The sequence below is a fragment of the Paenibacillus sepulcri genome (assembly GCF_042647105.1).
Taxonomy (GTDB): domain Bacteria; phylum Bacillota; class Bacilli; order Paenibacillales; family Paenibacillaceae; genus Paenibacillus_Z; species Paenibacillus_Z sepulcri.
Genome location: NZ_JBHRUP010000001.1, coordinates 7,189,266 through 7,215,647, shown reverse-complemented (window position 1 = coordinate 7,215,647; position 26,382 = coordinate 7,189,266). Strand labels below are relative to the sequence as shown.

The following is a 26,382-nucleotide window of genomic DNA, read 5'->3' as shown; positions in this document are numbered from 1 at the left end:
GTAAGCAATGTGTGACAACATTTTATGCCATTTGGTTGTTTGACTGCATGTTAAAAAGCCTCGGCGCGATAATGCCAAAGCTTTTGATCACGACTCCATTCTTTTTGGATAGCTCTCAGTCCAGGCATTTGGCAAAGCGCTCTGTAATTTGGATGCCTCTGTGCCAATCCGTTCCTCCGTCTTCAATCGTCCAGCACGCCTCAAGCACACCTCGCGCCACACCCCACATCGCAATTCGGCGAGGATCCAGGCCGAGTCGATCGGCCATTATCGCAATCCGGCCCCGCAGAACCTGCTCGCAGTTACCGCCTCGATCCTCATAATTAAGCAGAAACTGGATCGTATCAAAATGGATGTCACCTATGATGCCTTTGGGATCAATGACACCCCATTGCTCTTCGCCTTGGCGAAGGATGTTTTCATGATGCAGATCGCCATGCAGCAGGAGATTCTCACTTGTGGTCGTTATGAGATACGCCAGACATTCTTCGGCATTTTCCACCCAGCTCACAGGCAGCGGCGCGGCAATGTTCACATCATCGAATCGCTCTCTATATCGCTCGATTGCCGCGAAATGCTGCCTCATAGACGGGTACATACTCCCGGTTGGTGTAGGAAGGTGAAGACGGCGAAATACTTCACAAAAGAGATCCGTCGCCTGCGCATCATCCTGAATTGATGACAACGGTGTGCCAGGGTTGGCACCCTCCAGAAGGGCCACGCCCCACTCCTCGTCTGCATCCAGGACATGAATCGCCCCCCGGCCCTCATAGGCACGAAGCACACTGACTTCCCTAGAAAGCTCATCTTTCATAAAAGATGATTTAAGGACGGCTGGCTTCCCGTTGCTGCGCTTTACTCGAAGCACGAAGTTATAGGATAAATCGGCAAATGGAGCTTCTGCGATAAAATTGAAACGGCTTTCACTGTCGGCAATCAACCCAGGCAGCGCCTCCGACCATGTTACGCCTTGCTTACCGTGGAGCTCGTGCATTCTTTCAATAAAATTATCAGGGATCACAATCATGCCCAATGTCTCCTTTCAGAGAGTAGTCTGCTTCTTCTCTTCTTCGACATGAGGTACTGTAAAATCCTGTTTCGCTACGGCAAGATTAACCGGATTTCAATGCGGGTTCCCTGGTGAGGCGCGCTGCTGACCTGAATTTTTCCTTTATGCGCCACAATGATGTCATTCGTGATGGCCATGCCCAAACCGGAGCCTTTATGAAGCTCGCCTGTGTTGGTGCCACGGTAATATCTGTCAAAGATGCGTTCAATTTCTTCCTCCTTGATTCCCTTTCCGTTGTCCTCGACACGGATGATGGCATCGCTGCCGCTTGTCTCCACGCTTACTTGAATCTGCACGGCTTCGTCGTTATGGACGATCGAATTATAAATGATATTGGCGACCGCCCGCCGGATCAGAATGTCGTCCACCTCCGCGACGATGACCTCGTCGCTGCAGTGAAAATCGATATTGCGGCTCGCGTACATGGCATCGTTCAGGATGTCAATGACGATATTCCGGACAAGACTGACGATATTTACATTTTTCAGTTTGAGTGCAAGCTCTTTATTCTTCAATCGGGTGGACAGGTTCAGGTCCTCGATGACCTCTTTCAAATACAGCGATTTCCGTTCAATGATTTCTGCATATTCCCTTATTTCCTCGATGGAAAATTGATAGTCGCTGTCCTTGATCATCTCCGCGTATCCTTGAATGGAAGACAAGGGCGTTTTGATGTCATGCGAAATATTGCCGATCCATTCTTCCTTCATCCGATCCAGCTTTTTTCTTTCGATTTCGTTGGCCTGAAGCTCACTGGAAAGCAAATTGACGTTCAGAAAAACGTCCTTGTATACACCCTCGGGCTTATACTGGACCTTGTAATTTTTATTCGCCATACGCTTGATGGCCTCGATCAGCACATACAGCGGCTGCGTCAGCCGTTTGCTGAACAGATAGCCGATGAACAGCGCGATCAACCCATCGAGGACAATCAGAACGAGGCTGCCGTTTTTCAAAATTTGACCGGTGTTGCGGATATCGAGCGCTACGACCACTCGCCGCAGATTTGGATCTTTAAACCCGATCAAGTAGCTGTAGCGAAGATTCTGAACCTTTTTTTCCCCCACAAAAACCGTTGAAAGGTAGTTAACCTCCAGGTATTTGTAAATATCTATAATATCCAGCGGCGTATATTTGGTCTTTGCCCCCTCCGGAGCGCGGTAGCTGTACAGCTGCCTGCCGTCTTCATCCAAAACCTGAATCCATGCCTGATGGCGGACGAGAAGCTCCTTTCCCCCGTCCGATACCGAGATTCCGGACGGCGAAACTTGAATATATTGCCCGAAGGAACGGGTCATCGACTCGGCGAAGTTCCCTTCGGTCTGAGCCAGAAAGCCGCTGTTCATCACCAGCAGCGCAATAACCGCCGTGATGTTCATGACGATCACAATGACGACAATGAGTACGATGGATACGAGGTATCTGCCGGTCAACTGCCATTTCATCGGTCAATCATCCTTTACGGCCAGTTTATATCCCAATCCCTTAACCGTAACCAGATACCGCGGATTGGAGGGATCGTCTTCGATCTTTTCCCGAAGCCTTCGGACGTGAACCATCACCGTATTGTCGAATCCGAATAACTCTTCGCCCCACACATGGTCATACAGGCTTTCCTTGCTTATAATCCGGTTTGGATGCTTGAGCAGATAGGTAAAGAGGCCCAGCTCCTTCGGCTTCAATTCAAGGAGCATTCCGTTCTTTTTTAATTCGACTTTTTGCTCATCCCATTCAAACGGTCCTGCCTTGATCAAATGCCCCGTTTTTTCCCCTTCCTGAGAGAAATCCTCTCTCCTGAAGCGGGCCTTGATCCGGTAGGCTACTTCTTTCGGACTGAACGGCTTGGTAATATAGTCATCGCCGCCGATCGCGAAGCCCAGAATTTTATCGATCTCTTCGGTTTTTGCCGATAAGAAGAAAATGGGTACATTGGAGACGCTGCGAATTTTTTTGCATACGTCGTACCCTTCTCCGTCCGGAAGCATGATGTCCAGAACGACAATATCCGGCTGCCTTCTCTGAAATTCCAGCCAAGCCTCTTCCGCCGTAGCCGCCGTGTATACGTGTCCGATCCGTTCCTTGATCAGTACCGTTTGCAGCAACCTTACAATGTCCGCCTCGTCGTCCACAATGAGCACCTTATGATTGAGCGTCAAACCGTTCACAGCCTCCTTGCCTGGGTCGGATTCGCTGCCGAGGCAGACGAACCCGGGACATACCCTCATATTACCCTCCCAACAGGTTACTATACAAATGTCCGGCCGCAAGGGGTATGCCTTTGCTACTCTGCGAAAAATTTCGAAATGGGGTTGACAAGCTTCTTTTCCGAGATGATTTTTCCCGTCTTTCCCATTTCATAATATTGATAAAAATCGGAGGTAAAATTGAAGACCTTCGACATCTGCGCCGCAATCGGCCCCTCGGCTTCCCCGTTTAATTTATCCCGGTTCCAATAAAAATGGAGCAGCAGGCGATCATGATTATAGGGGTGCTTGATAATATAGGCTCCCTCCGCTTCCGGCTTGCCCATCCTGTCTTTCCAGGCAAAGCCGATGTCCCCGGAATTTTGGATGATGCCTGGCTTCAGCGCTTGAATAAGCCCGTTCGACTCGGCATTGCCGATCGCGATAATATTGCTGACCGCCAGTTCTTTTCCCATTTCGCTTTTCAACTGCCGGCGGCCTGTGATGACCTCGGGCTGAATTCCGAAGATGGCCAGCATGCTTTTCAGATCGGTGACGAACTTTTCCTGCCCTTCATTATCGCCCGCATCGTCGCTTAAGACGATGGCCACCGGTTCCCCCTGCAGTGCCTTGCTTATGATCCGGCTCATTGTTTCAAAGGGAAGATCCGGCACTTCCAGGGAAGATTCGTATGCCTGCTGGAAAACATTATGGGTGTATGCGGCTTTCTCTGAGTCCGTGAGCCGGTATTCCTGCTTCAGAACAAAGTTCGGTTCATGCACAGACTTGTCCATCTCATCGGCTGCCGCGCTCCCCAATGTATCCTTAACCGTCTGCAAAAGCCCGTCAATCGATGCGTTTTTATATTCGTACCTATTGAAATATTCCTTCATGAACGCATCGAACTTCTCTTCGCCCACCGTGCGGTACAGCTGGTAAATCGCCTGCCGGCCTTTCACATAAAAGACCGGATTCGCCAAATCGCCAACTTCGCTGTTGGATGAGGTGACGGGCGCATCGAAGGACGATTCATCGAATCGAACAGCTTGAAAGCCGTTTAAGGCATCTCCCTGTTTCTCAAAAAAATAAGCGCTGGAAAAATCGGCAAAGCCTTCATCCAGAAACGATTCCTTCTCCGAGTTGTTGCCGATTAGCGAATGGAACCACTGATGCGCGATTTCATGGACGAATACCGTATCTTTCGTCGGGTCAGCCTTACTTTGCAGAATGCCCATCTGAATAGCCCGGGAAAATTCGACCGCGGCTCCTTCAACGTACGACTCGGCAATCCGGAATTCGGGATACGGGTATTTGCCGTACTTTTCGTTAAAAAACCCGATCGCTTGAAAGGCTTGATCGATATACCGGTCTACAAGCTTTTTCTTATCCGGCTGATTGTCGAAATAATAATATTCGATGGTCAACCCATCCCTCGTCACGCTCTCCACTTTATAGTCAGGACTTGCAAAAAAGACGAACTCCCGTGTGTTTGCAGCAGCGGCGGATACAGTTTTTCGCCCTGCTTCTTCCCGGTCCTCCTCGGTGGTAATCGTTCCCGGCATCAATACTTGATACGAGTCCGGCACATTGAGATGTACCTGGAAGTCGGAGGAAATGTAATAGTCGGATTCGAAAGTTGTGCTGTACGGCGCCCGATCCCATTGATGCGTGCCATCATTATAGATGGACATATCGGGAAACCAATGCGCTCCGTTGATGATGTCCTTATAATGCGATAAGCGCTCCTGGCCATACGGAATTGTGACATCGAAGCTGACCTGCACGCTCGCCGCCTCGCCCGGCTTAAGCTCCTGCTTCAACTGAACGGTGAACGCCTGATTGGCATTGTTGTATGTCAAAGGCTGACCATCGGCAGCCACCTCCTTTATATCGATGCCTCCGAGAAAGTCGTCGGACTTCAATGCCGGATTATTCTTCAGAATCTCTTTGTTGCTGTTTGCAAAAGTCGCAGACTGGGTGGATGCCGAGCGATTGGCGTCGGCATACGTGTGAAAGACCAATTCCCGCAGCGTATCCTTCGACGTATTCCGGTACGTGACTGTTTCGCTTCCCAGGATATGCATATTCGTTTCATCCAGCCGGGCATCGATCCGATATTGAACAGGCGCGGGCGCTTCGCCAATATTCGCGGCTTGCCGGGCAGCCGCTGCCGGCTCTGCCGAGGCGGTCCCTGCAATGGCGGCTGGGAAAGCCGCAAGTGTGAATACAATGGAATAAGTCACGGCTTTTCGGGTTGCGGACGCAAAAACTGTTTTTTTCATTTTCAGCTCTCCTTATGATCAAAATTCCGTATTAATGACCTTCCAGCTCCCGCTTGGCCGGCTCCGGCAGCTCTTGCTCCTGAACCTCCTGATAGGAGCTCGCCTTGCCGCCTTTCAGATATACGCGCAAGTAAGCATCCTTGCGCAATTCTTTGTTTGCGGTAAATATAACGTTCTTCTCTTTGCCGTCCTTGTCGAAGCCGTCCAGCGTATATTGGTAATACACATAGGTCATGCCGTTGTCCGCTTTATCTTCCATTTTCACGCCTTTGCCGACTTGGACATAATATTGGTGTGTGCCCAGCCTGTTCAGATTCACGTTTTGAAGCAGCAGGACGGATCCGAACAGCAAGACAAGTACGGTTATAATTGTGATTAGGAAAGCTTTCATCACCAATCGCTCCTTTAGTTGAAGTTCGTTACGATTCTGCAGTAGGCATTCACCGTGAACAAATAGTAGATAAGATAAATACACGTATAGACCCCCATGCAGATGGCAACCGGAATGGCCAAGCCCGACTGCATCAGATGGGACACTGCCGATAAGGCCGCCGCACAGTGAGCAATTCCGGCAACCAGCGGCAGGGCAAAAATAAACCTGACCTGTTTGGCGACCGCGCGGCGGATCTCTTTCTTATTAAAGCCGATCTGATATAAAATCCGGTACCGCGCTTTATCCGAATTCGCTTCGGTCAATTGCTTGAAGTAAATGATGCTGCCTGTCGCCGCCAAGAAGACAAGGCCCAGGAATCCGCCCATAAACATGATCAGGCCGGTCGATTGCATTCCCAGGGAGTAATCGCTGTAAAAGCTTGTAAAATTGGCTTTCTCCGGCAGAATGCCCTCCAGCTCCTGCGTCAGCGGCTTGGCATTGTCCTGGCGGGTGATGCCGTAAGCCTCGACGGTCGTTGCCGGGGACTTGGTCTTCAGCTTCGCATACATTTCATCGCTGACGACGATAGTGAAGTACACCGTTCGCTGGTTCAGAACATTGTATTTCTTCAGTTCCTTGAAGGTCAGCTTATCGCTCCCCCCACCAGATAAATATGGCGACGAATACGACCAGCACGACTGCCGCGCCGCTGAAAGCGGACCTGATCTGGATCGCTCCGTCCGATACCGACTGAATCGTGCTGTCGTATTTTAAGGACACGAAGGTAAAGTAAATGACAATGCTGAAAATCATGGAAGCAAAATAGAGGAAATAATGGGCGAAATTTTTCCGGATATTTTTTCCGGCGATTTTAAACAAACCTCATGATAGCCACCTCCGAGCGACGCCAGCACTTCCAGAATGTGCTGAAAAAAATCTTTGCGCGTCCCCTGACCCTTATGAAGCTCCCTAACGAGCCGGCCATCGTTTATAAAGAGGACCCGCTGGCAATAGCTGGCGGCATAAGCGTCATGAGTCACCATCATAATGGTTGAATGCTCGGACAGATTGAGCTCCTGCAAACTTTCCAGCAGGCCGGCTGCCGATTTCGAATCGAGCGCGCCGGTAGGCTCGTCCGCCAAAATAAGGCGAGGCTGACGCAACCATTGCCCTCGACGCCGCCGCCCGCTGCTTCTGCCTCCCGAAATTTGATACGGATACTGCCCGAGAATATGAGCGATACCGAACGTATCCGCGATTTTGCCCACCCGCGCCTTGATCTCCGCCGGCGGCACTTTGGACAAGGCGAGCGGAAGCAATATATTTTCCTGTACCGTCAATGTATCGAGCAGATTATAATCCTGGAAGATAAAGCCCAGCTTATTCCTCCTGAAATCGGACAGCTCCACCTCGCTCATGGACATGATATTTTGGCCGTCGATCGTGATTTTGCCGGAGGTCGGCGTATCGATGGTCGAAAGAATGTTCAGCAATGTCGATTTCCCTGTCCCGGAAGGGCCCATCACCCCGACGAATTCCCCTTCCTTTATATCGAGGTCGATGCCCTGCAAGGCCGGATATTCATTTTCTTTGGTTCCGAACGTCTTTTGCAAATCAACAGCTTGCAGAATGGTTTTCATTTGTCTATCTCCTTAAAGAAACGAATTATGTCGCTAAACACATCGTAACAGCCCCACCTTACAGGATTTTAATCCGAACCTTACATAAACCTTAAATATGTACCGCTTACTAATCACTTGCAGCGCATCGTCACGAGAAAGAGAATAGCCGCTTTGAAACAAAAAAAGCCGCGGATTCCGCGGCCTTTCTGGGGTTATTATGGATGTTCTGCGGTCATTAAAGCTGCCGCAGTCTGCCTGGTTGCTAAGCAAAAGGTCTGCCGCGCGGCACACCTTTTTATTAAATTATCATGCCCGGTTAGCTCAATCCCGGCTCGAACCCGATTGTTGCACAGATACGTTGAATCTCCTTGACTGGAAATGGCGTAGTTCTGCTCACCGAAACGAGATTCGTGTAGAAATCATTCATCACTAAGGCTATTGGAGCGTACCGCTCGATAATCCCGGCTGCTGAATCCATCACCGCTGGCGACTCGTTACCCTCAACATATTGGCGTATGAAGTTTATACGTTCTGTTTGATTCACAGTACCGCCTAAGGCCGTTACAAGCCAGTTCACAAGCTCTGTTACCACATAACATCCATCATGAGCCTTATTCAATTCGAGAAACTCCAATTCGCAATCGGACAACTCAAACCGAGAAGACGTTGCAAGACCGAAGTCCGAAATATAAACACGGTGTCCGTCGGTTAAAACGTTTCTAAAGTGAACATCGAAATGTAGTAACCCATTCACATTCATGAACGAGACAGCAGACCGCAGGTTAGAATCCACCAATCTAAATGCTGAGGCGGCTGCATCCTCGCCAATAGCGACTTGTTCTGTAAGCCAGTCGTGCAGGTTATAGGGTATGTACTCGCAGAACAGTACAACACTGTCCACTGATTGCTCAATTGCCTCGATACGATCCCGAACTGCCTGGGAACCCCAAAACTCAACCATACGGGAAACATCTCTCAGTTCCTCCGGGAGTGGCGCACGTCGTTTCGGACTGTGCAACACCCGCCAGTGATACATTAACGGAAAGCTCTCACACTGTTTCGCCAGCACCCAGTTGGTGGTCATGGTGTGGGCGGCGACCTCTCGCCAAACTCCACCACCTGGTGAACCTAAGCCATAATGGCAAAACGGAGGGAGTTCAAACGCGTTTCCAGTAGACATGACATTCCGGGTGCGTCTTTCTAATTCCGTAAGCGGTACTATTTTCACGAAGATGGACATGTTTTCAAGTTGCAACAACGCCGTTGTGCCACCGATATCTGTACTAAGAACCGCAGCATCCTCCACTCGCTCTCGAAGCCGTTCATCGCTGAGCAACGATAAGGCAGTGGACACATCGGCATAGCGGACAAGTCGAGTTTCGTGCGACACATAAAGCTCTGTCATGGATGATTTCATAGGGATATCTATCCTTCCGCTCGAATGTCGTGGTTTGGCGTTTGAGCTATTAATTCTAAAAAATGGAGCAGCTGCTTCACCCTATCGTACCCGTTTGTTAATAGCAGCAACAAGCAGTTAGGTTATACAATTTATAGAAATTTGACCCAGGCATGACCTTCTGGAAATTGCCGGTTTAAAGAAGATTTCAGCCATGCTTTTTCTTGTGGTAGAAGTGACGGAAGCATGGTTTGGAAATCATTATAATCCTTTTCGCGTACTTGCGAACCACCCGCTTTATGGAGAAGTTGGATTTCAGGTCTCAAATAAGGTATGCCTTCAACAGTTCTCAAAAAAATTTCATCAAGTGGTCTTCTAACTGATTTATCCCTCTTATAAATCCAAGAATTTTCTTCGGTATCAATTATCATTATTTGAAAAGCCCAAGGCGTCTCGCTGCTCCTACTAATCCATATGTCATTGTCGAGTTCAAATATTCTCCATCTTCCCAAAGATCAAGCTTACCATCCTCCGCCTTGTATAACTTCCAATCACGTTTTAAATACTGATAGGCGATTAATTGCTCATCTCGAATGATAATAACATCAATATCGCTATGTTCCCTTGTTTGCTTGCATAGATGCAAATCTAAAGCCCAACCTCCAGCGATACACCAGTAAAGAGGCATGTCCGAAAACATTTTATTTATTTCCGACACAGTTATTGGCATCCAATTACTTATATCCGTCCTCAAATCCATTCCTCCTTTTTACTTTTATAGCTTTTAGGTTTCTCCATCCTGCGCTATCCCGCCTGTTACTTCAACAAACGAAAAGGAGCTGCCGCGCGGCAAGCTCCTCACTAACGTGCCCAGTCAGCTCAATCACGACAAATTAATGTTTTGCCATTTTTGATTGCAACAAACCTTCCTCACCTTGTTAATTTAGATAATACCTCGCCAATATTACTCCACTCATATATAAGGAGATTCAATTCATTACCGGCAATTGTTATCATCTCTGATTTAAATAAATCGGCACCATAATATTCGTAGAAATAACGGGTTTTATTATCTTCTAATACCTCAACAAAGACTCTATTGTAACCGAGTTCTTCAAATTGAAGAAAAAGTTCTTTTAAAAGTTTCTTCCCTACACCTTTTCCTTGAAATTCTTCAAGCAAATATATAGATGTCAAATCACCAGAATTATCGATATTATTGCTTTCTCTTTTTCCGCAATCTGCAAATCCTACGATTTCTCCCTCATTATTTAATGAGACAAACACATAATTCCCCTTTTTAGAGATATTACGTTCCCACAGGTCCTTTCGTTGGTCATAAGACAGGTTCTTTAAAAACTCATCTGGAATAATGTTTTTATAAGTAGATATCCAACTATCGACGTGAACCTTTGCAATACCCTTTGCATCCTCTAAACAAGCTTTTCTTATGTACAATGATTCTCCCTCCTGCGCCTTTATTTGGAGTGTATGCAAAACAGGCACTTTTGCCATCAAAACTAAGATCATTTTGCGTTGCATCACCTTCATCCCCATAACCAGATATATGCTGCTCAATGAAATCACCAGGCTATGTTGTCCCAGCCCGCTTGCCGCTCCTTGCGAAAACGTTGTACCCAGATTTCAGCGATATCATCGGCGATTGGGTCATAGAAGGGAGAAGCGACCTGAATAGCTTCCGTCGATATGTTCAGAAAGCTCAAAACTTTCATAACCGTATCATTGTAGTTCCGGATAAAGTCTTCGTATACAATCGTCATGGGTACAATATGCTCTTCTGCGAAAAAAGCTTCCATGGCAGCTTCACGCAACGTGCACTCCACAAGCAAATGATTGATTGCATCAAAGGAATACTTTTCCACTATCTCCTCTTGATGCGGCTGCAAGCCATGTACCCGATGCCATTCACCGGTTATGATCGCTCTCCACCACGACACCGCGAGCCTCACTTTATTACGACGGGTCATGAAGATGTGTTTACAAGCCGGGAAAGCTTCTTCCCAAATCTTTGGCCCGGACAACCCGTCAGGCAGAAGTAACTCCTTTTGGAATGTACGCAACCATTCATCCAACTTGACTGACGAGATCTTGAGCCCGAATACGCCATTTGGAGTCATACCATTCTGCCACATTTGCCGTATGTCCTGGTAGCCGAATGTAGCGGGATCTGGTTCCGTCAGCCACTCCCCTGGAATTCCTGCTACCCCGGTCGATTCGAGTGCTTTATACAGCAAGGTACTTCCGGTCCGCTGTGAAAACCAGATTGTATAACTGAGTACAGGCTTCATTGAACATACTCCTTAAGGGTTATTTCGTTGGAATACCAAAGCAAGACAATTCCTTGTCTGTTAGTATTCATACAAAAGCAGCCATGATGATTTGGTTCAAAACGGAGTACACGAACGAGGACACAGCAAACTGTCTCTGCCTTATTAGGTAAAGTGCCTTGGTCACGCATATCCCATCATCTCGCTACCCTTGTTTCACCAGATTTTCTGCCGTGCGGAAAGCCAAGGCAAGAATCGTCAACACCGGGTTAACGCCGCCATTGGTCACGTGCACAGAGCCGTCGCTCACCCAGAGATTGTCGTATCCATGTATGCGGCCAATGGGATCAGTGACGGATGTCGAAGGGTCATTTCCCATGCGCAGTGTACCCGCCTGATGCTGACCGGCACTAAGCCCGCCACCTGGCCGAGTTCGCCATACCTCGCTTGCGCCGGCGGCCCAGAGCCACTTCTCCGCTTGCTCAGCCAGCATGGCTGAAGCTCGAAGAGACTCGGGATGGACACTTCCGGAGAGTTGGGCTGCAGGTATGCCAAAGCGGTCCTTGACCGTCTTCGATAGCCGCACTCTGGACTCGGCGCTCGGGATCTCTTGAATCGGTCCCTGAATTTGGCTGGTGCGCAGGTAACTCTCGCGCATCGTGTCCTTGCCTGCGCTCCCCCATCGTGCAGCATCCGGCGCAAGCGCCCGATACCAGTGAATAAGCGGCAGCCGAGTAAACTCGTTAGCAAGCAATCCGCCCCCGATTATTCCGCCTTCGTTGCGATGGTCAAAACGGAAGGTGGCAATACTCACCCCCGGACCAAGACCATCTTGAATCGGTTCATCAAAGAGGCCGTAAGCGCCAGAATAGACATGGCCTTGAAGGTTTCTTCCTACTTGTCCGTTCCGATTGCCGATTCCATGCGGTTCCGAAACGCTTGCCGAGTTGAGAAGAAGGCGTGCGCTTTCGATGGCTCCGGCGGCAACCACAACATGCCCAGCCCGCACTTGCCGCCGCTGGATAGCGCCGTCCAATTGCTGCACAAGACGAACCCCGGTGGCATGTCTTCCTCCCTCGGTATCGATGCGCTCTACTGTGCTATCGCAGATCAGATCGCAGTTGCCGGTAGCAACAGCCCTTACTAACATCGTATTGTGCCCGCCATTCTTACTGTTGGTCGGGCAGGCAAATCCGACACACTGGCCGCACCGGCCGCAAGCCGGCCGACCGTCCCGGTCGATGGAGTTGATGAGGAGAGGAACCGGCCCCGCTTCCCATCCCAGCTTCTCTGCCGCCCGGGCCAGGCGTTCTGCTTCCAGCGTACGCGGCAGCGCCGGCATTGGATAAGAGCGTTGCCGCTTCCCGCGTCCAGGGTGGGCATTCCCATCACCGGAGACACCGACTTCCCACTCGGCACGCATGTAATAAGGTTCGAGCTCCTCATAGCGAATCGGCCAATCGCTTAGCGAACTCCCGTCTGGTATCCCATAGCGACTTGCCATACGGAAGTCATCCGGATGAAATCGCCATGCCTGCGCCCCGTAGATCCGTGTTCCTCCACCCAGCGTCATTGCGTTATTATGATAGTCGCCTTCAAAAGGCGCGGTGATCCGCTCGTCTCCGCCCGCCAATAGAATCGTACGAGGGTTGCCTTCCAATCCTGGTCCCGTATTATGGCCATACTTGCTGAAACGATGGTTACGCAAGTGATCGCTGCCTACCTCACTGTAACGAAGCCAGCTTCCGCGCTCAACGACAAGAACGTGAAGTCCGGATTCAGCCAATACAGCCGCCGCTACCGATCCGCCAGCCCCAGCTCCAACGATGATCACATCATACTGATCACGAAGTTGATCGAAGGATTTTTGCGGCAGATCGGTTTCCGTGGCCGGCACATGGCTTTCGGATACCGGGCCCGGGCGAAATCCGATCATGTCCCAAGACTTGCCTTCAATATTCCCGCCCGCCTCAGGACTGCCATAGTAGCCTTCGATGACCAGACACAATAAAGTGTCAAAGAAGCGTTTAGACGAAACAGGCCAGTCCCGAAAGGAATCATGCTCGGCGTCGTGGAGCAGGCTATCTTTCTCATGAGACGGCAGTTCCGAAAATGGTCGGTTATGGAGAGCTGATGCTTCTGCCTCCAGTGAGCGAAGTCCAGGTTCTATCACATCCGTCCAGGCAGCAGCATCCTGTGCGGCACTGCGTTTCAGGTATGTCAGGACTCCTCCACCGGTCGCCGAAGGCCATGCATCTTCCGGAATCATCCGGTCGGCAACCGCTTTCAAAGTCAGAGTGACCTCGCTAGTAAAATACTTCTGATCGCCATTCTTCATCTAAATTCCACCACCCCATGATATTCAGCAGCATCATATTGACTCACCCTCATGAACACTCCCTCTTTTTCTTTGTCTATGAAATACAGCTTACTATCCATATTATACTTTTCATAGAGTTGTTCAAGTACTTTCCATTCCTTGTCCAAAAACATAAACGGGCGTCTTCGTCGTACTTGTGAAGAAACCCGCGGCAACAATATTCTATTCATTCCAATTCCAGAACTGATTCACCGCTAATGATCGTTCCGATGTTTTCCCCTTCACAAATTTCTTTCATTGAACCTGGCTTGTCAAAGTTGAACACATACATTGGCAGATTATAGTCTCTTGCCAATATGAATGCCGACTGATCCATCACCTTCAAGTTATGTTGTAAAACATCGTTGTAATGAAGGGATTTGAACTTTCTGGCATTTTTATCGTACTTTGGGTCTGCATTGAGAACGCCGTCTACACCTTGTTTTGCAACTAAAAGCGCTTCGCAATTAACTTCAATCGCTCTTTGTACCGAAGGATAGTCAGTTGTTACGTAAGGCTGCCCGTTTCCTCCCGCAAAAATGACAATGTACCCTTTTTCCAGATGGTGAACGGCCCTTAGCCTGATATACGGCTCGGCAACTGATGTAATCGGTATTGCTGTCATTACTCGAACTTCTTTATTTGTTTTGGCCTTCAGTACTCCACGGAGCATTAAGCTATTGACAACAGTTGCAAGGGTACCGATGTTGTCAGCTTCTGCTCTTTCGATTCCCCAACTTTCCGCCATATTTCCCCGAAATATATTTCCGCCGCCTATAACCAAGGATACCTCTACACCCAGGTTCACAACGGACATAATTTCATTAGCGATGTAATCCAATCTTTCCGGCGCAAAACCGAATTCAGTATTTCCTGCGACTGCTCCGCCACTTAGTTTAATAAGCACTCTTTTGTATTTCGTCATCATTACACCTCCATAAAAATAAAAAACACTAAAGCGGTGAACGCTTTAGTGTCCTGATGAAAGGAGAAGAATATGAAAATGTAAAATGGATTGGCTTCTGTTTTACTCTCATATCCCCACTCCTTCCGGAAATTTTTCGTCATTTAATTCTATACATAATGACTGTAAAAATCAATGGATTCTAGTTGTGTTGTTCGGCGGTATTAAAGAACGATTCAAGAAATCTTCGTTTTGTAGACATTGTTACTCTCCGTGTGAATCAGGCGAAGCAGTTCGACTAGGTCATGCATCCGTTTCAATTGCGAAGCATATTCTCTTGGATGCTCTCCACGCTTGATCGCGATGGCCTCGCGGATAAGTCCATGCCAGCGTTCGGGTAATCGTGTAAGGCCATACTCGCCGGCACCAATTTTGCTGGTCACGTCATGCTCTCGAATCGTATAAAATTGCCGCAGCATACCGAGGGTGCACCATTCAACTGCAAAGTCATTCCGTTCCATTGAGACTGCCTGCTCAGTCATACCCGGCGAATTAAGTTTTTGCTCCAATCGGTCAATCCATCCGGCCCAATATGAATTCATATTTTCAATAACGTATTGGGTGAGCTCATCGGATGACAGCTCATAATTGAAGGACATAGGCTGGCCATACACACAGATGCCATGTCTTTGAAGGATCCACCATGTGACCGGATTCAAATCCCCGTCCCCGTCAGATTGCATTTTTTTATCGAAATATGTGGGAACGGGAGAGATCGCTCCGACGGACTTACCCGCATCCTCCCGTTGGATATAGGAGCCCATAATATCCATTCCAGAGAGCGCTGGTTCAACATCCTCGTGCGCTTCCATAATCAATCGGATGTCAGACGGCGCTAACGTTCGGTTAACAAATACGAGAAAGTCTATATCGCTTGAGCCTTCAATAAAAGCATGGAGAGCGGTCGAGCCATATACATAAACGGACTCTACGGTATCCGGTATCCGAATTTCCAGCGATTCGCATAACTTCCGCATAGATCGGTTAACAGCTTCCGGTAATATTTCAGTCATTTCAATATCACTCCCTGTTAAAAAATATCTATTAAATATTAGCGAAAATGATGCCTTTATTGTAACAGGGAATATCTGAAAACGAACACATTAATTAAGTTCAATTACCTGTTATATCAATAAAAAGAATGACAACTTGTTCCTTCAACTGCTGCCGGGCGGCATCCATATAAATGTTATATTTAAAGGTGGTTTCGAGCTCCTTCAGAAACACGTCGTATTCTTCCAGAGGTCATTTGCCGTAGATAAATTTGTAAAGCAATTGCGAACACAAAGAAAGGCAGCCGATCCATCTGACCGGCTGCCTCATATAATGAGCTATTATGTCCCGTTAGATAAGCCTGGCTAAGCGCTTGTCGGCGTCCAACCATTCGCACCTCACGCCGGCTGTTCGGCCTCTTCTTCCTCGACGTCCACCCTCGACTCCTCGCCCTGCCACAGCAGTTGCATCTCCGCGCTGGTCGCCAACAGTTCGGACAACGAGCCCTCGGCTTCGATCCGTCCGTCCTTCATCACGAGGATGTGGTCGGCACGCGCCAGCGCTGCTCTGCGATGAGACACCGCGATACAGGTCACATCCCGTTCCTGGAACAGCCGCTCCCACAGAACCTTCTCCGTCTCTATGTCTAGCGCGCTAGACAGATCGTCAAAGAGGAATACGTCCGACTGCGTCATGAGCATCCGAGCCGTGGCGGCACGCTGAATCTGTCCGCCGGAGAGCATGACACCGCGGGGGCCGACGAACGTCTCGAGCCCGTTCTCCAACGTTCGAAGGTCTTGCTCCATTACAGCCAAACGGATGACGCGGTCCAGCGCGTCCGGCGGGACGGGACTGCCTTGCGTGATGTTCTCGACCAGAGTGTCGCTGAACAGCCGCGGCACTTGAGGCGTATACGACGTCCTCGGCGGCTTCAAGTAGGCAGCCGGGTCTTCTATCAACCGCCCGTTCCATAGGATGGTGCCGTCTGACTTCGGCAGGAGGCCGAGGAGCGTTCGGACGAGCGTTGATTTGCCCGAGCCGATCCGGCCGGTAACGACCAGGAACTTGCCGCGCTCCAGGCGGAAGCCGACGTCCCGGATTCCGTTCTTCGAATTCGGATACGTATAGGACAGACCCCGAACCTCCAGGCTTTGTAGTCGATCATCCTCGCTCGCGACCGTGGCTTCGATCTCCGGGGGATCGCCATACAGATGGATCTCGCTATGATCCGCGATGCGGTCCTCCTCTCCCGGACGGAACAGAATCCGCATCCGGTCGAGCGCAACGCGCAGCCGCTTGTGTTGGAAGACCATGTAGCCGAATAGTGAAACGCTGAACGCGAACGTGCTCAGATAGGAGGTGAAGAGAGCGATATCGCCTACGGTGAAGCGGCCCTCCTTCATCTCCGCGGCGCACATCAGAAGGATGACGCCAGTGCAGATGCTGAGCACATGCTGGTTCAGCGATCTCATCCACTGCTTGAACAGATTGTCCCGCAAGGCCGCCTTCCGCCGGCTCTCGTTCAGCTGGAGGAACCGGTTCAGCACGTAATCCTCTGCCCGTCCGAGCTTCACGGCCTGCACTGCGCCGAACGTCTCCGCGATGAAGCCGGTGATCCGGCCGGTCGCTTCCCGGTTCAGCTGGGAATACCGTCTCGCCCGGTTGCCAGACAAGTTGTTGAACAACGTGACGACGACGAGCGGGAGGATGGCCACCATCGTAATCTGCCAATTGATTCGGGCCATAATCACGATACAGGTGACTGCGTAGATCACGCGGCCCCAAAAGTCGACCCAGGACTCCACGTATTCAACGACTTCGTCCACGTCTTCCCGGAAGCGGGTCATCGCTTCCCCGGGAGAGGCCGGCAGATTGCGTCCGGGCCAGCGCATGATCCCGGCCAGCATATTGCGGCGCAGAACGGCTTGGAGGTGATAGATGTACGTCACCCATTTGAAAAAGGCGATAAAAAACATGCCGACTCTGGAGAATCGGATCAGCGCGACGACGATCAGCGGCAGCGCGAGCCACAGGTAATCGTGGGACTGGGTCGTCGCTCGGTCGAAGTACCATTTCATCCCAAGCCCGATGCCGACGGGCATCGCGTGGAAGAGCCCCCATAGCAGGCCATTTACAAGATATAGAACGGGGTTGTAACGAAACAATCTCCCCATGAATTGCGTGACGGTCATGCCAATTCCTCCTGTCGGTTGGCTCGCAGCAGCTGGGCATATTCCGATGACGGATCTTGCGCCAAGGCAGCTCTCGCGCCGAACTCGATGATGCGGCCCTGGCGCAGCACCATGATCTTGTCGACTTGGTCCAGCGTGGCCAGCCGATGGGCGATCACGATCCCCGTGCACCGCTCCAGCAGTTGATCCACAGCCGTCTGCAGGATCGCCTCCGTCGCGGCGTCAAGCCGCGAGGACGGTTCGTCGAGGATGACCAGACTCGGCTGGGTCAGGAACACCCGCGTCAGCGCGAACAGCTGCGCTTCCCCCGCTGAGAGCGATGCTCCTCCGGCGGAGAGGCGTGAATCCAGCCCTTGGGGCATCGCCTCAATCCAGGGCTGCAACCCGATCCGTTCGGTCGTCTTGAGGATCTCATCGTCCGAGAGGTGCGGATTGAACAGCGTCAGGTTGTCGCGAAGCGTGCCGTCAAACAGCTGCACATCCTGCGTGACCATGCCGACCCTGCGGTACAGCGACTCCAGGCGCAGGGATCGGATATCCACCCCGCCTACCCGAATGACGCCGCTGTCCAAATTATACAGACGGAGCAGCAGCCGGCTGATGCTCGACTTGCCGCTGCCGGTCCGTCCGATGAGGCCCAGCCGTTCCCCCGGCTTCAGCTTGAAGCTGATGTCGTGCAGGATACGCTGATCCTCGTTGTAGCTGAAGTTCACCTGCTCGAACGACACGGAGAGCGGGCCTTGCGGAAGCTCGTCGTCATCGCCATCCACGATCTCGTTTCGCAGCGAGAGCAGCTCCTGGGCGCGGCGCATGCCGGACTTCGCCTTCTGGAACTCCTGCAGCTGATCGCCGAGCTGTTCGATCGGGTCGTTCAGCATTTGGGTGTATTGAAAAAAGAGGAATAGCATGCCGAGCGTGATCTGCCCCTGCAGGAACAAGCGGACGCTAATCATCAGCACGATGGTGACGGTGACCGTGAACATCACAACCGTGACGTTCCAAGGCATGATTCGGAGCATCCAAGCCCTGCGGCCGGAGAGGAAGACCGACCGCATTGCCCGGTGATAGCGATTCATGAGATGCGGTACTCCACCGTTCGCTTGTACGTCTTCAATGCCTGCGATCCGCTCCTCGATAAGGCCGAAGAGGGCGGCATTCGCTTGGCGTTCCGATTGGGAGGCTTTCACGCCCATGTCACGGATTCCGATCATGACGCCGATGGATAGGCAGGTGAAGGCCGTCATCGTCGCGGCGATCGGCCAGTTATAGACGAACATATATCCGAGAATACCCGCGAGCAGGACGAAGCTGCCCACGATCTTGGCGATGAACATCGCGAAGAAGTTCGACATGTGGGTCACGTCTCCGTCGATTCGTTCAATCATCTCGCCCGGCGTCTTTACGTTGTGGAACCGCATATCAAGCCGTAAAGTGTGCTTGAGCAGGTTCGCCCGAATCTGGTTGGTCGCACGCCAGGAGACGTCATTCCCCAGGTAGTCGACCGATACTGTGAACAATTGATTGAGCACGGCAACGACAAGATACAGCCCTGCCAGAGACAGCAGGCTGGAGACGCTTCCCGAGCCGGTCGCCTGGTCGATGAACCGTTGGACGATCTGCGGGTTCAGGAGCTGGAGCGCCGTCGTCAATAACAGCAAGAGCATCAGCGCGAGCATCCGCCATTTGACGGGACGCAGGTATTGGAGGAGCCAGGACATGGATTGTTTTGGTTTGCGTGTTTGCGGCATGGTGGCGGAGAGCCCCTTTCTGACTTAAAGCAATCGCGGCGTGACCGTGACCGTGCAGACGGGAACCTGGAGATGAAATATAAAAACTCCAGGCGAAACCGCCTGGAGCGAGGTACATGGGGGAATTAATGCAGACGCACGGCAGGGCCAGCCGATGGATACAAGCCTATGAAGTTGAATTGGATTGGGATAATTGGACTTGCCATCTTGGTGACCTCCTTTATTAGATCATTAATTGGAACTTGAATAAGGAAACTATATCATGGGCTTACGAATAGCGTCAACCAGAATCTGGATGATACTTTTTTTGCCTTTGCATCATCAGTATGGCTTGCTCAAGAAATTTTGGAACTTGATCGGTCTCCTTCAAACCCCGGATGCTAGACCGACCGCTTTATAAGGCCGTAAGATGCCGCCACTGCATAATGAGCTCCGCCGCTTTCCGCGCCCCTCCCGCTTCGCGGAAGGATGCCCCGATTTTGGCGGCCTGCTGCTTATACGATGGATCGCTCAGCAGCTTCTTGGCCGTTTCGCGCAGCTGCGCGGGAGAGATCTCGCTCAGCTTGAGCGCGATTCCCGCTCCCAGTTCGGCAACCCGTCCGGCCACGATAGGCTGATCCGCCGAGACTGGCACGACGGCAAGCGGCGTATCAAAGAACAGGCCCTCGCTCGAACTGTTCATCCCGCCATGGGTAAAGAATACGTCGGAGTACTGCAGCACTTCGAGCTGCGGCACATAATTCCGGACGATAAAGTGATCCGGAATCGACGGGAGGTCGCTCAAATCCGTCTTTTTGCCGACGGACATCACGACGACCGCATCCAGATCCTTGAACGCCTCGAAACACATCTCGTAATAGGCATTTTGCTGGTTAAATACGGTGCCCATGGAAATAAAGACGACCTTGCGCCCTTTCAGCTTATGCAGCGGAAAATCAGGTGCATCCGCGCGGTCGGCGATGGACGGCCCGACGAAATGAAACGAACCGTCGAACCGATCCGCTTTCGGCTGAAAATACGTCGAAGTATACACGATCGTCATGTCGACCGGGTGGCACATGATTCCCATCTGCTGCTTAAGGAAGCTGAGGTCCAATTGATACTGGGTCTGCATCTGCTCCGACCAGTCATCGATTTTGCCTCTAAATTCCGCAAGCTTGGCCGGCGGAATCAAATCCTTCATCGGATTTTCCCATTCGGGATGAAAGGCGAACGTCGTGCACGAGGCGATTTTTGGCACCTGCAGTGTCTCGGCAAGCATCCAGCCGGCCAGAAAAATGTGATCGTAAATGACATAATCGTAGTTTTCGCGCTGCACCTGCGGCAGAATCGACTCGTACAGCCTCTCCGAGTTTCGCAGCAAAAACTCCATGAACATGAACGGGTCCCTGTCCGTTTGGCCGGCCTTGCTCAGCAGCTCTTCAACGAAATCCTCATATATTCGGACTTCAGCTCCGGCTCCTTCCATTCGCTCCCTGAATTTTTCCGTGCAATAATACGTTACCTTCTCTCCTTTGCTAGTAAGCTCCTTAACCAATCCTACCGTCGGGTTGACATGTCCTTCTCCGGGAAAACCAATGAACAAAACATTTCCCATGATCCATCACTCCCTTCCACCTAATGGTAGTCCAAGAAGGAAGGGAGAGTCAAAAAAAGGCCCGCGAATATTTCTAGATTATGGTTAATAGATAAAAAGTTCAATTTTCCGTCACATGAACGATTCCCGCGAACAGGTCTTTTAGCTTGGCAATATTCGCCCGTCCGGAATAACATTTTACTCATCTGGACAAAGTTGCGGTGGCTTGTCTTTATATCTTCGACAAAAACGCCTCGTAAGCCGCGATTAAATGATCCATTTTTGCGTTCAGCGCTACATCCACGGTTTGCCGTTCCGGATGCTCGCTGAAATAGGCAATGGATTGACGAATCCCGTGCTCGAACCTGGTTGTCGCCATGTAGCCGGGAACGAAAGCTTTGATTTTGCTGTTGTCCAGAACGTAGCTGTTGCACGTATCCCCGAATAATTGGCTTTTGAATTCCGGCATGGCAAGCGAGATGCATTCCGAGGTGATGTGAATGATGTTTGGTTCCGCACCGACCGCTTGGCCGATGATAGTCAAGTACTGATCCCATGTTTTAACTTCATCGGAGGTAATGTGAAAAGATTGGCCGATGGCCTGCGTATTTCCTAACAGCCCTACCAGACCTTTTGCAAAATCGGTATTGTGGGTTATTGTCCAGAGCGAAGTGCCGTCGCCCGGAACAATAATCTTGTTTCCCTTAAGGATGCGGTCCACAAGCGTCCAGGGATGAGCCCCGCTTGAGATCGCAAACGGAATGCTGGTCGGACCGTAAGTGTGGGAAGGCCTTACGATCGTGATGGGAAAACCCTGTTCCCGATATTCCTTGACGAGCCTTTCCTCGCAGGCTATTTTATTAACGGCGTAAGGCCATCCGGGATTGTGCTGAGGTGTGGATTCATCCAGGATGTAGTAGCTCGGGGGCCTTTGATAAGTAGCGGCCGTACTGATGAAAATATACTGATTGGTTTTTCCCGCGAACAGCTGAATATCTCGCTCAATGCCATCCGGCTCAAAAATGATCCAATTAACCACGACATCAAAATGCTGATTGTTCAAAAGCGTTTCCATTTCCGCACGGTTGTTGATATCTCCATGAAGTACAGTTGTACCTTCAGGCGCCAACTGATCGCGGGTTCCCCGGGTTAACAAATAAAGATCAAAGCCCTTCTCGATCGCCAGTTTGGAAGCCGCCGAGCTAATCAGGCCGGTTCCGCCAATAAATAACACTTTCATCCTACACACGCTCCCGTCTGTTCGTTATGAGTGACTCTGACGGCCCGCACCTGCCACCATGGACCGCCGGGATGAGGCTGCACCCACCCTTCTATTTCATTTTCGTTCTGTCGGGCAATCTCTATATCTGGAATAGTAAACTGTTCGTGATGGGCATATTTAATTCCTTTATTGGCTTGGATCATTTCGGCGGACCCGGCAGCAATCGAACCTGCAACAATATAAAGCAGACTATCTCCTTACTTTTCTGTGCCCCCTGCTGCCCGCATGGCTCGAACATCCCTTAAGGGCGAAAGTCCGAATAGACGTTTGTATTCCCGTATAAACTGTGTCGAGCTTTCATAACCAACCTGCGATGCCGTTCTGGTTACATCAACCGTACCTCCCATAAGCAGTCTTCGTGCCTCTTGAAGTCTGATCCGCTTTTGGTATTGAAGCGGCGTCATAGTCGTTACGGCTTTAAATTTGTGATGCAGGTTGGAAACGCTCATGTTTCCCAAATCAGCTAATTGACTGATCGTAAACGGACTGTCGAAATGAGCTGTAATCCAATTAATTACATGGTTTATCCCGGCAGCCTCTTGATGCAAAAGCATTTTACTATAAAAAACATCACCCTCCTCGCCAGTTAAAAGGCGATAAATAAGCTCACGCTTCGCGGCGGGAGCAAGAAAGGCGACCGCCTGGGAGTCAACGGAAAGCCGAAGAAGCCTTTCACATACCCCAAGCGCTTCAATATTTGTTTTCCCAATGAATGCGCCGGTGCTTAAGCTTTTATACGAATTGATGTTAACATTTGCCTCCAAAGCAACCGATGCTACCTCCTCAGAGGTAAAATTAATTTGCAGCGCAACATATGGTGTTTCTTTTGTCGCTTTCAGAACCTGCCCCTTGATTGGCATGTTGATACTTGAAGCAAGATAATTCCCCGCTCCGTATTCAATTGCTTCCCGCCCGACCTGCAATACTTTATTCCCTTGAATGACTACACAAACAGAAGGAGCAAGAACCCCTTGTGCGACGGGCATAGATTTGTTTTCCTTAAGTATGGATAAAAACGGAATATTTGTATGATAAACTCCATCGTAAAAAGAAAATTGTGAAGTCAGAGTCAAAATTCTACTCAGACAACGTTTAGTATCAGCAGAGATGTTCTCTATCATTTCATCTTCCTTCCCTACGAGTAATTTGCACAAAATAAATAGACCAGCGTTTTGATTTATGGGATTGATAGTTTGCGTTCTCGGATTGTATTATGTCCCTTTTTCGCAGTCTTAGGCAATATTTAAGCATAATCGGACTATTATTGCATCTGAAAATCATTGAAAATAAAGAAGTCAGCGAGCTGACAAACTAAAAAGCAAGCCCATTCCCAGTCTTAAGGAGGAAATCAACATGAAAGCTATGGTTGTCACACAATACGGAGGTCCTGACGTCTTCTCGGAATCCGAAACGCCAGACCTTCATCCAGGACCGGGGCAGGTCAGCATTGATGTAACCCACTCTGCAGTCGGATTGATTGATTCTTTCCTTCGCCGCGGTACGATTCCTATTTTTTCGCCGCCCTACGTGCCTGGGTTGGAGGTTGCGGGTACTATCCGTGAATTGGGAGAAGGTGTCACCGACTTTCGAATCGGCGAGCCTGTCGTTACACTTTCTTTGATGAGTTTGGGTGGGTACGCGACTGTTACAGTTGCCGATTCCGCTCTTACCATATCTCTCGATGGATTCAAGATTGACCCGGCGCTTGCCGTGTCGGCGCTCCCGAACGCTGTGACTGCGTATTTGTCCCTGACAAAGGTGGCCCACATTCAAAAAGGTGAGAATGTATTAATCCATGGCGCTATTGGAGGACTGGCATCTGCGTACCCTGCAGTTGCGCGTTCACTTGGAGCATCCCGCATCGTTGGAACGGTTCGAACTGCCTCCAAACTGGAAGCTGCGCGTGAATTAGACTATGACGATGTTGTACTGGCCGAAGATTTTCCATCAGCAATAGCAGATGAACAGTTTAATATCGTCGTCGATCCGGTAGGCGGAGATATGCTTGCTTCAAGCTTGGACTTAATGGCTCCACTCGGCCGTGCTCTGCTTGTAGGCAATGCAAGCGAGCATGCCGTGGATATTTCGAGCAACACATTGTGGTTAAAAAATATAGGGGTTCAGGGATTTAATGTTGGTGGTTATTTGAGTGGAAACCCATCTGCCGGCCGTCCGGCCGCGAAGGCTGTTCTCCAATTACTTGAGGAAGGAAAGATAGATTTTCCGGTGACCCTTCTTCCGCTGCAAAATGCGTCTGAGGCGCATCGAAGGATGGATGCAAAAGAAATAATAGGCAGAATCGTCCTTCGAAATGAATTTTAAAAGTTTCGGAACAGGATCAAGTATGGAAAAGGCAGCCGTTTCATTTCGGCTGCCTGTTTATGTTTCGTATCAAGCTCAAAGTGCCGGGCAGCTTAATAATACCCCTTTTCTTCAGATGCTCAAAAACACATGATCTGGTTATTACCTGGAGCCGGAGCCTTGAAGATCCTTCGGAAAAACGGTCATTCGGCTTGGAATTTAGCGATCATGCTTGCCCGGACATTCTTGAAGCAACAGGGATCGGGATGCCGGCTGTATCCGCGGGGCGTTTGCTGCAGTTAACTAAAGTTACGTTATGTCTCGATTGCTTAAAGGGTTTGGCGTATTCGTTTTGCGGTCACAAACAGCAGCATTACGGCGATTAACGCAAAAAGTACATTTCCGGTCCAAGCCAAAGAGTCATACGGCCACAACAATGATGTCAAAGCAAAGCCTCCCCATGCATACGTCAGCAAAGCTCCGGCAACCAAGGCGAATTGATGCCGCAAGCGCCACTCCTGCTGCTGTGACCAATGGGCAACGAGCGGCGACACGATGCATAAGATGAAGATGCCCATCGTCAGACCAGCCCAGCTTTCGGGCTTCATAAAAAACAGGCTGGCCGCTGCAAATGCACCCACACCAAGAGGCCATGGCTTTGGCACCGGGCGGGCCGAAGGAACATCAGGACTCCTTTTCTTTTTAATAACAAAGGCGACAGCAATCAGCGCGAGCGCCGCAGAGGCTGCACACATCAACTGCATTGGCGAAGCCAGGAATTTTTCATCGGCGTATATAAAGCTGAAAACAATGGCACAACCCATAAGATACAAACCGCCGGTTATGATCAGACCCGCCTTTCCTAACCAGGGTACCGTCATTCTGGCAGGCGTCATCATCTCTACAAGTGCAACAGGAACGGCGATACTCCATATGACATGCCCCATCACAAAAGCCAGGGTGTTGTAGGCGCTGATCCCCAGCACGGGAATAGGTGTGACTTTCTGGGATTCAAGGCCTAAGAAGGCCTGGTTAAAGAGCGATTGATCCACCAGACCCGCCTCAATAACGCCATATGCCGCAGCCAAGAGGAAGAGGGACGGCCAACCGCGGCCGGTACGACGGACCAGCTCTCGAATGAGCAGGGCACCTCCGCCGTACAGCGGCACAATAAGCGGAAATCCGGGAAGGTTCCGGAGCGGACTGACTCCCAGTAAAAATTCACCCACCCATGGTGCAAGAAGGAGCAGGCCCAGCGCTGGAGCAAGGCGGCGGAGCCGTACTGAAGACAGGATTGAATTGCCGGATGGATTCTTCGTTCCTCTCTCCCGAATCCTGCAAACAGCGATTGCGATCAAGCCAATAATAACCCCTCCCATGAAACGGACAGCAAGTATTCTGATAAAGATCACAAAGCGAATAACTATCTCTTCCCCTGCCGGGCTGAAGAAATCTTTCAAATTTCCCTTGAGCTCAGGCAAATTATTGTCCATGGTGATCTGATGAGTTACCGCAACAAACAGGCCCAGCAGCGTACCTAGAACGATAAAGTCATAAAACGGCCTTTTGTTCTTCCGTAACAAGGCAATACCAAGGTAGATCACAAACGGACCCGCAGAAAGCGCCTTATATAGAGGCGACTCCAGCGAAAGCAGCTGCAAGTCTTCAATGACCACGCGGGGAATCGCGATTGCAGCCAACACCATAAGCAGCACCAGCGGCATATCTGTACGCAAAGCTGCTATCCGCCATTT

General features: G+C 50.3%; 23 protein-coding genes. 1 reads left to right on the top strand and 22 read right to left on the bottom strand.

All coding sequences use genetic code 11. The features are described 5' to 3' along the window. Positions 1 to 115: 115 nt before the first annotated feature. The 21 genes from ACFOLF_RS31405 to ACFOLF_RS31305 all read right to left on the bottom strand — a co-directional run bounded on the left by ACFOLF_RS31405 (position 116) and on the right by ACFOLF_RS31305 (position 23,448). Positions 116 to 1,027, bottom strand: coding sequence for an aminoglycoside phosphotransferase family protein (locus ACFOLF_RS31405; protein ID WP_210039508.1), 912 nt, complete (start codon positions 1,025 to 1,027; stop codon positions 116 to 118). A gap of 74 nt (positions 1,028 to 1,101) precedes the next feature. Continuing rightward, complete coding sequence (locus ACFOLF_RS31400; RefSeq protein ID WP_210039509.1) at positions 1,102 to 2,514, bottom strand: sensor histidine kinase; 1,413 nt, start codon at positions 2,512 to 2,514, stop codon at positions 1,102 to 1,104. 3 nt (positions 2,515 to 2,517) lie between these two features. Next, positions 2,518 to 3,225, bottom strand: a complete 708-nt coding sequence (locus tag ACFOLF_RS31395; RefSeq protein WP_379113140.1) for a response regulator transcription factor — start codon at positions 3,223 to 3,225, stop codon at positions 2,518 to 2,520. 125 nt (positions 3,226 to 3,350) lie between these two features. Next, positions 3,351 to 5,534, bottom strand: a complete 2,184-nt coding sequence (locus ACFOLF_RS31390) for a M1 family metallopeptidase (RefSeq protein WP_210039511.1) — start codon at positions 5,532 to 5,534, stop codon at positions 3,351 to 3,353. 31 nt (positions 5,535 to 5,565) lie between these two features. Next, positions 5,566 to 5,925: a YxeA family protein gene (locus tag ACFOLF_RS31385; RefSeq protein ID WP_210039512.1), complete on the bottom strand. Its 360-nt coding sequence runs from the start codon at positions 5,923 to 5,925 to the stop codon at positions 5,566 to 5,568. Positions 5,926 to 5,939: 14 nt separating this feature from the next. Next, entirely contained in the window at positions 5,940 to 6,506 is a 567-nt protein-coding gene (locus ACFOLF_RS31380) for an FtsX-like permease family protein (RefSeq protein ID WP_210039513.1), read from the bottom strand. Positions 6,507 to 6,555: 49 nt separating this feature from the next. Further along, positions 6,556 to 6,720, bottom strand: a complete 165-nt coding sequence (locus ACFOLF_RS31375; RefSeq protein WP_210039514.1) for a hypothetical protein — start codon at positions 6,718 to 6,720, stop codon at positions 6,556 to 6,558. Further along, positions 6,717 to 7,547, bottom strand: coding sequence for an ABC transporter ATP-binding protein (locus tag ACFOLF_RS31370; protein ID WP_210039515.1), 831 nt, complete (start codon positions 7,545 to 7,547; stop codon positions 6,717 to 6,719). Before ACFOLF_RS31370 ends, ACFOLF_RS31375 begins: the two co-directional genes overlap by 4 nt. 298 nt (positions 7,548 to 7,845) lie before the next feature. Continuing rightward, complete coding sequence (locus ACFOLF_RS31365; RefSeq protein WP_210039516.1) at positions 7,846 to 8,946, bottom strand: protein kinase family protein; 1,101 nt, start codon at positions 8,944 to 8,946, stop codon at positions 7,846 to 7,848. A 131-nt stretch (positions 8,947 to 9,077) separates the two neighbouring features. Beyond that, a complete protein-coding gene (locus ACFOLF_RS31360; protein ID WP_379113075.1) occupies positions 9,078 to 9,356 on the bottom strand; it encodes a hypothetical protein in 279 nt (92 codons plus the stop codon). Further along, entirely contained in the window at positions 9,356 to 9,679 is a 324-nt protein-coding gene (locus ACFOLF_RS31355) for a nucleotidyltransferase domain-containing protein (protein WP_379113072.1), read from the bottom strand. Before ACFOLF_RS31355 ends, ACFOLF_RS31360 begins: the two co-directional genes overlap by 1 nt. Before the next feature lie 176 nt (positions 9,680 to 9,855). Continuing rightward, positions 9,856 to 10,383, bottom strand: coding sequence for a GNAT family N-acetyltransferase (locus ACFOLF_RS31350; protein ID WP_210039651.1), 528 nt, complete (start codon positions 10,381 to 10,383; stop codon positions 9,856 to 9,858). Between the two features lie 125 nt (positions 10,384 to 10,508). Then, positions 10,509 to 11,234, bottom strand: a complete 726-nt coding sequence (locus ACFOLF_RS31345; RefSeq protein WP_210039517.1) for a Stf0 family sulfotransferase — start codon at positions 11,232 to 11,234, stop codon at positions 10,509 to 10,511. Positions 11,235 to 11,418: 184 nt separating this feature from the next. Beyond that, the gene (locus tag ACFOLF_RS31340) at positions 11,419 to 13,551 is read right to left on the bottom strand and encodes a GMC family oxidoreductase (RefSeq protein ID WP_210039518.1); all 2,133 of its coding nucleotides are present in this window, start codon (positions 13,549 to 13,551) and stop codon (positions 11,419 to 11,421) included. A 208-nt stretch (positions 13,552 to 13,759) separates the two neighbouring features. Beyond that, positions 13,760 to 14,497, bottom strand: coding sequence for a UMP kinase (gene pyrH, locus ACFOLF_RS31335; RefSeq protein WP_210039652.1), 738 nt, complete (start codon positions 14,495 to 14,497; stop codon positions 13,760 to 13,762). Positions 14,498 to 14,712: 215 nt separating this feature from the next. After that, positions 14,713 to 15,549, bottom strand: coding sequence for a nucleotidyltransferase domain-containing protein (locus ACFOLF_RS31330; RefSeq protein WP_210039519.1), 837 nt, complete (start codon positions 15,547 to 15,549; stop codon positions 14,713 to 14,715). A gap of 378 nt (positions 15,550 to 15,927) precedes the next feature. After that, positions 15,928 to 17,721, bottom strand: coding sequence for an ABC transporter ATP-binding protein (locus tag ACFOLF_RS31325; RefSeq protein WP_210039520.1), 1,794 nt, complete (start codon positions 17,719 to 17,721; stop codon positions 15,928 to 15,930). Further along, positions 17,718 to 19,469: an ABC transporter ATP-binding protein gene (locus ACFOLF_RS31320; RefSeq protein WP_210039521.1), complete on the bottom strand. Its 1,752-nt coding sequence runs from the start codon at positions 19,467 to 19,469 to the stop codon at positions 17,718 to 17,720. Before ACFOLF_RS31320 ends, ACFOLF_RS31325 begins: the two co-directional genes overlap by 4 nt. A gap of 394 nt (positions 19,470 to 19,863) precedes the next feature. Continuing rightward, positions 19,864 to 21,066, bottom strand: a complete 1,203-nt coding sequence (locus tag ACFOLF_RS31315; protein ID WP_210039522.1) for a macrolide family glycosyltransferase — start codon at positions 21,064 to 21,066, stop codon at positions 19,864 to 19,866. A gap of 211 nt (positions 21,067 to 21,277) precedes the next feature. Beyond that, positions 21,278 to 22,285: an SDR family oxidoreductase gene (locus tag ACFOLF_RS31310; protein WP_210039523.1), complete on the bottom strand. Its 1,008-nt coding sequence runs from the start codon at positions 22,283 to 22,285 to the stop codon at positions 21,278 to 21,280. A gap of 239 nt (positions 22,286 to 22,524) precedes the next feature. After that, positions 22,525 to 23,448, bottom strand: coding sequence for an AraC family transcriptional regulator (locus ACFOLF_RS31305; RefSeq protein WP_210039524.1), 924 nt, complete (start codon positions 23,446 to 23,448; stop codon positions 22,525 to 22,527). Positions 23,449 to 23,680: 232 nt separating this feature from the next. On the opposite strand from ACFOLF_RS31305, the gene ACFOLF_RS31300 reads away from it, so the two are divergent. Beyond that, the gene (locus tag ACFOLF_RS31300) at positions 23,681 to 24,649 is read left to right on the top strand and encodes a quinone oxidoreductase family protein (RefSeq protein WP_210039525.1); all 969 of its coding nucleotides are present in this window, start codon (positions 23,681 to 23,683) and stop codon (positions 24,647 to 24,649) included. Between the two features lie 308 nt (positions 24,650 to 24,957). Here ACFOLF_RS31300 and ACFOLF_RS31295 read toward each other — a convergent pair whose 3' ends face one another. Further along, a complete protein-coding gene (locus ACFOLF_RS31295) occupies positions 24,958 to 26,352 on the bottom strand; it encodes a hypothetical protein (RefSeq protein WP_379219583.1) in 1,395 nt (464 codons plus the stop codon). Positions 26,353 to 26,382 lie beyond the last annotated feature (30 nt).

What these genes read in the sequence shown, in the direction of transcription:
- ACFOLF_RS31405 (WP_210039508.1), bottom strand. Translation starts at nt 1,027, where the DNA reads ATGATTGTGATCCCTGATAATTTTATTGAAAGAATGCACGAGCTCCAC.
- ACFOLF_RS31400 (WP_210039509.1), bottom strand. Translation starts at nt 2,514, where the DNA reads ATGAAATGGCAGTTGACCGGCAGATACCTCGTATCCATCGTACTCATT.
- ACFOLF_RS31390 (WP_210039511.1), bottom strand. Translation starts at nt 5,534, where the DNA reads ATGAAAAAAACAGTTTTTGCGTCCGCAACCCGAAAAGCCGTGACTTAT.
- ACFOLF_RS31385 (WP_210039512.1), bottom strand. Translation starts at nt 5,925, where the DNA reads ATGAAAGCTTTCCTAATCACAATTATAACCGTACTTGTCTTGCTGTTC.
- ACFOLF_RS31375 (WP_210039514.1), bottom strand. Translation starts at nt 6,720, where the DNA reads ATGATTTTCAGCATTGTCATTTACTTTACCTTCGTGTCCTTAAAATAC.
- ACFOLF_RS31370 (WP_210039515.1), bottom strand. Translation starts at nt 7,547, where the DNA reads ATGAAAACCATTCTGCAAGCTGTTGATTTGCAAAAGACGTTCGGAACC.
- ACFOLF_RS31365 (WP_210039516.1), bottom strand. Translation starts at nt 8,946, where the DNA reads ATGAAATCATCCATGACAGAGCTTTATGTGTCGCACGAAACTCGACTT.
- ACFOLF_RS31360 (WP_379113075.1), bottom strand. Translation starts at nt 9,356, where the DNA reads ATGATAATTGATACCGAAGAAAATTCTTGGATTTATAAGAGGGATAAA.
- ACFOLF_RS31345 (WP_210039517.1), bottom strand. Translation starts at nt 11,234, where the DNA reads ATGAAGCCTGTACTCAGTTATACAATCTGGTTTTCACAGCGGACCGGA.
- ACFOLF_RS31340 (WP_210039518.1), bottom strand. Translation starts at nt 13,551, where the DNA reads ATGAAGAATGGCGATCAGAAGTATTTTACTAGCGAGGTCACTCTGACT.
- pyrH (WP_210039652.1), bottom strand. Translation starts at nt 14,497, where the DNA reads ATGACGAAATACAAAAGAGTGCTTATTAAACTAAGTGGCGGAGCAGTC.
- ACFOLF_RS31330 (WP_210039519.1), bottom strand. Translation starts at nt 15,549, where the DNA reads ATGACTGAAATATTACCGGAAGCTGTTAACCGATCTATGCGGAAGTTA.
- ACFOLF_RS31325 (WP_210039520.1), bottom strand. Translation starts at nt 17,721, where the DNA reads ATGACCGTCACGCAATTCATGGGGAGATTGTTTCGTTACAACCCCGTT.
- ACFOLF_RS31320 (WP_210039521.1), bottom strand. Translation starts at nt 19,469, where the DNA reads ATGCCGCAAACACGCAAACCAAAACAATCCATGTCCTGGCTCCTCCAA.
- ACFOLF_RS31315 (WP_210039522.1), bottom strand. Translation starts at nt 21,066, where the DNA reads ATGGGAAATGTTTTGTTCATTGGTTTTCCCGGAGAAGGACATGTCAAC.
- ACFOLF_RS31310 (WP_210039523.1), bottom strand. Translation starts at nt 22,285, where the DNA reads ATGAAAGTGTTATTTATTGGCGGAACCGGCCTGATTAGCTCGGCGGCT.
- ACFOLF_RS31305 (WP_210039524.1), bottom strand. Translation starts at nt 23,448, where the DNA reads ATGATAGAGAACATCTCTGCTGATACTAAACGTTGTCTGAGTAGAATT.
- ACFOLF_RS31300 (WP_210039525.1), top strand. Translation starts at nt 23,681, where the DNA reads ATGAAAGCTATGGTTGTCACACAATACGGAGGTCCTGACGTCTTCTCG.
- ACFOLF_RS31295 (WP_379219583.1), bottom strand. Translation starts at nt 26,352, where the DNA reads ATGCCGCTGGTGCTGCTTATGGTGTTGGCTGCAATCGCGATTCCCCGC.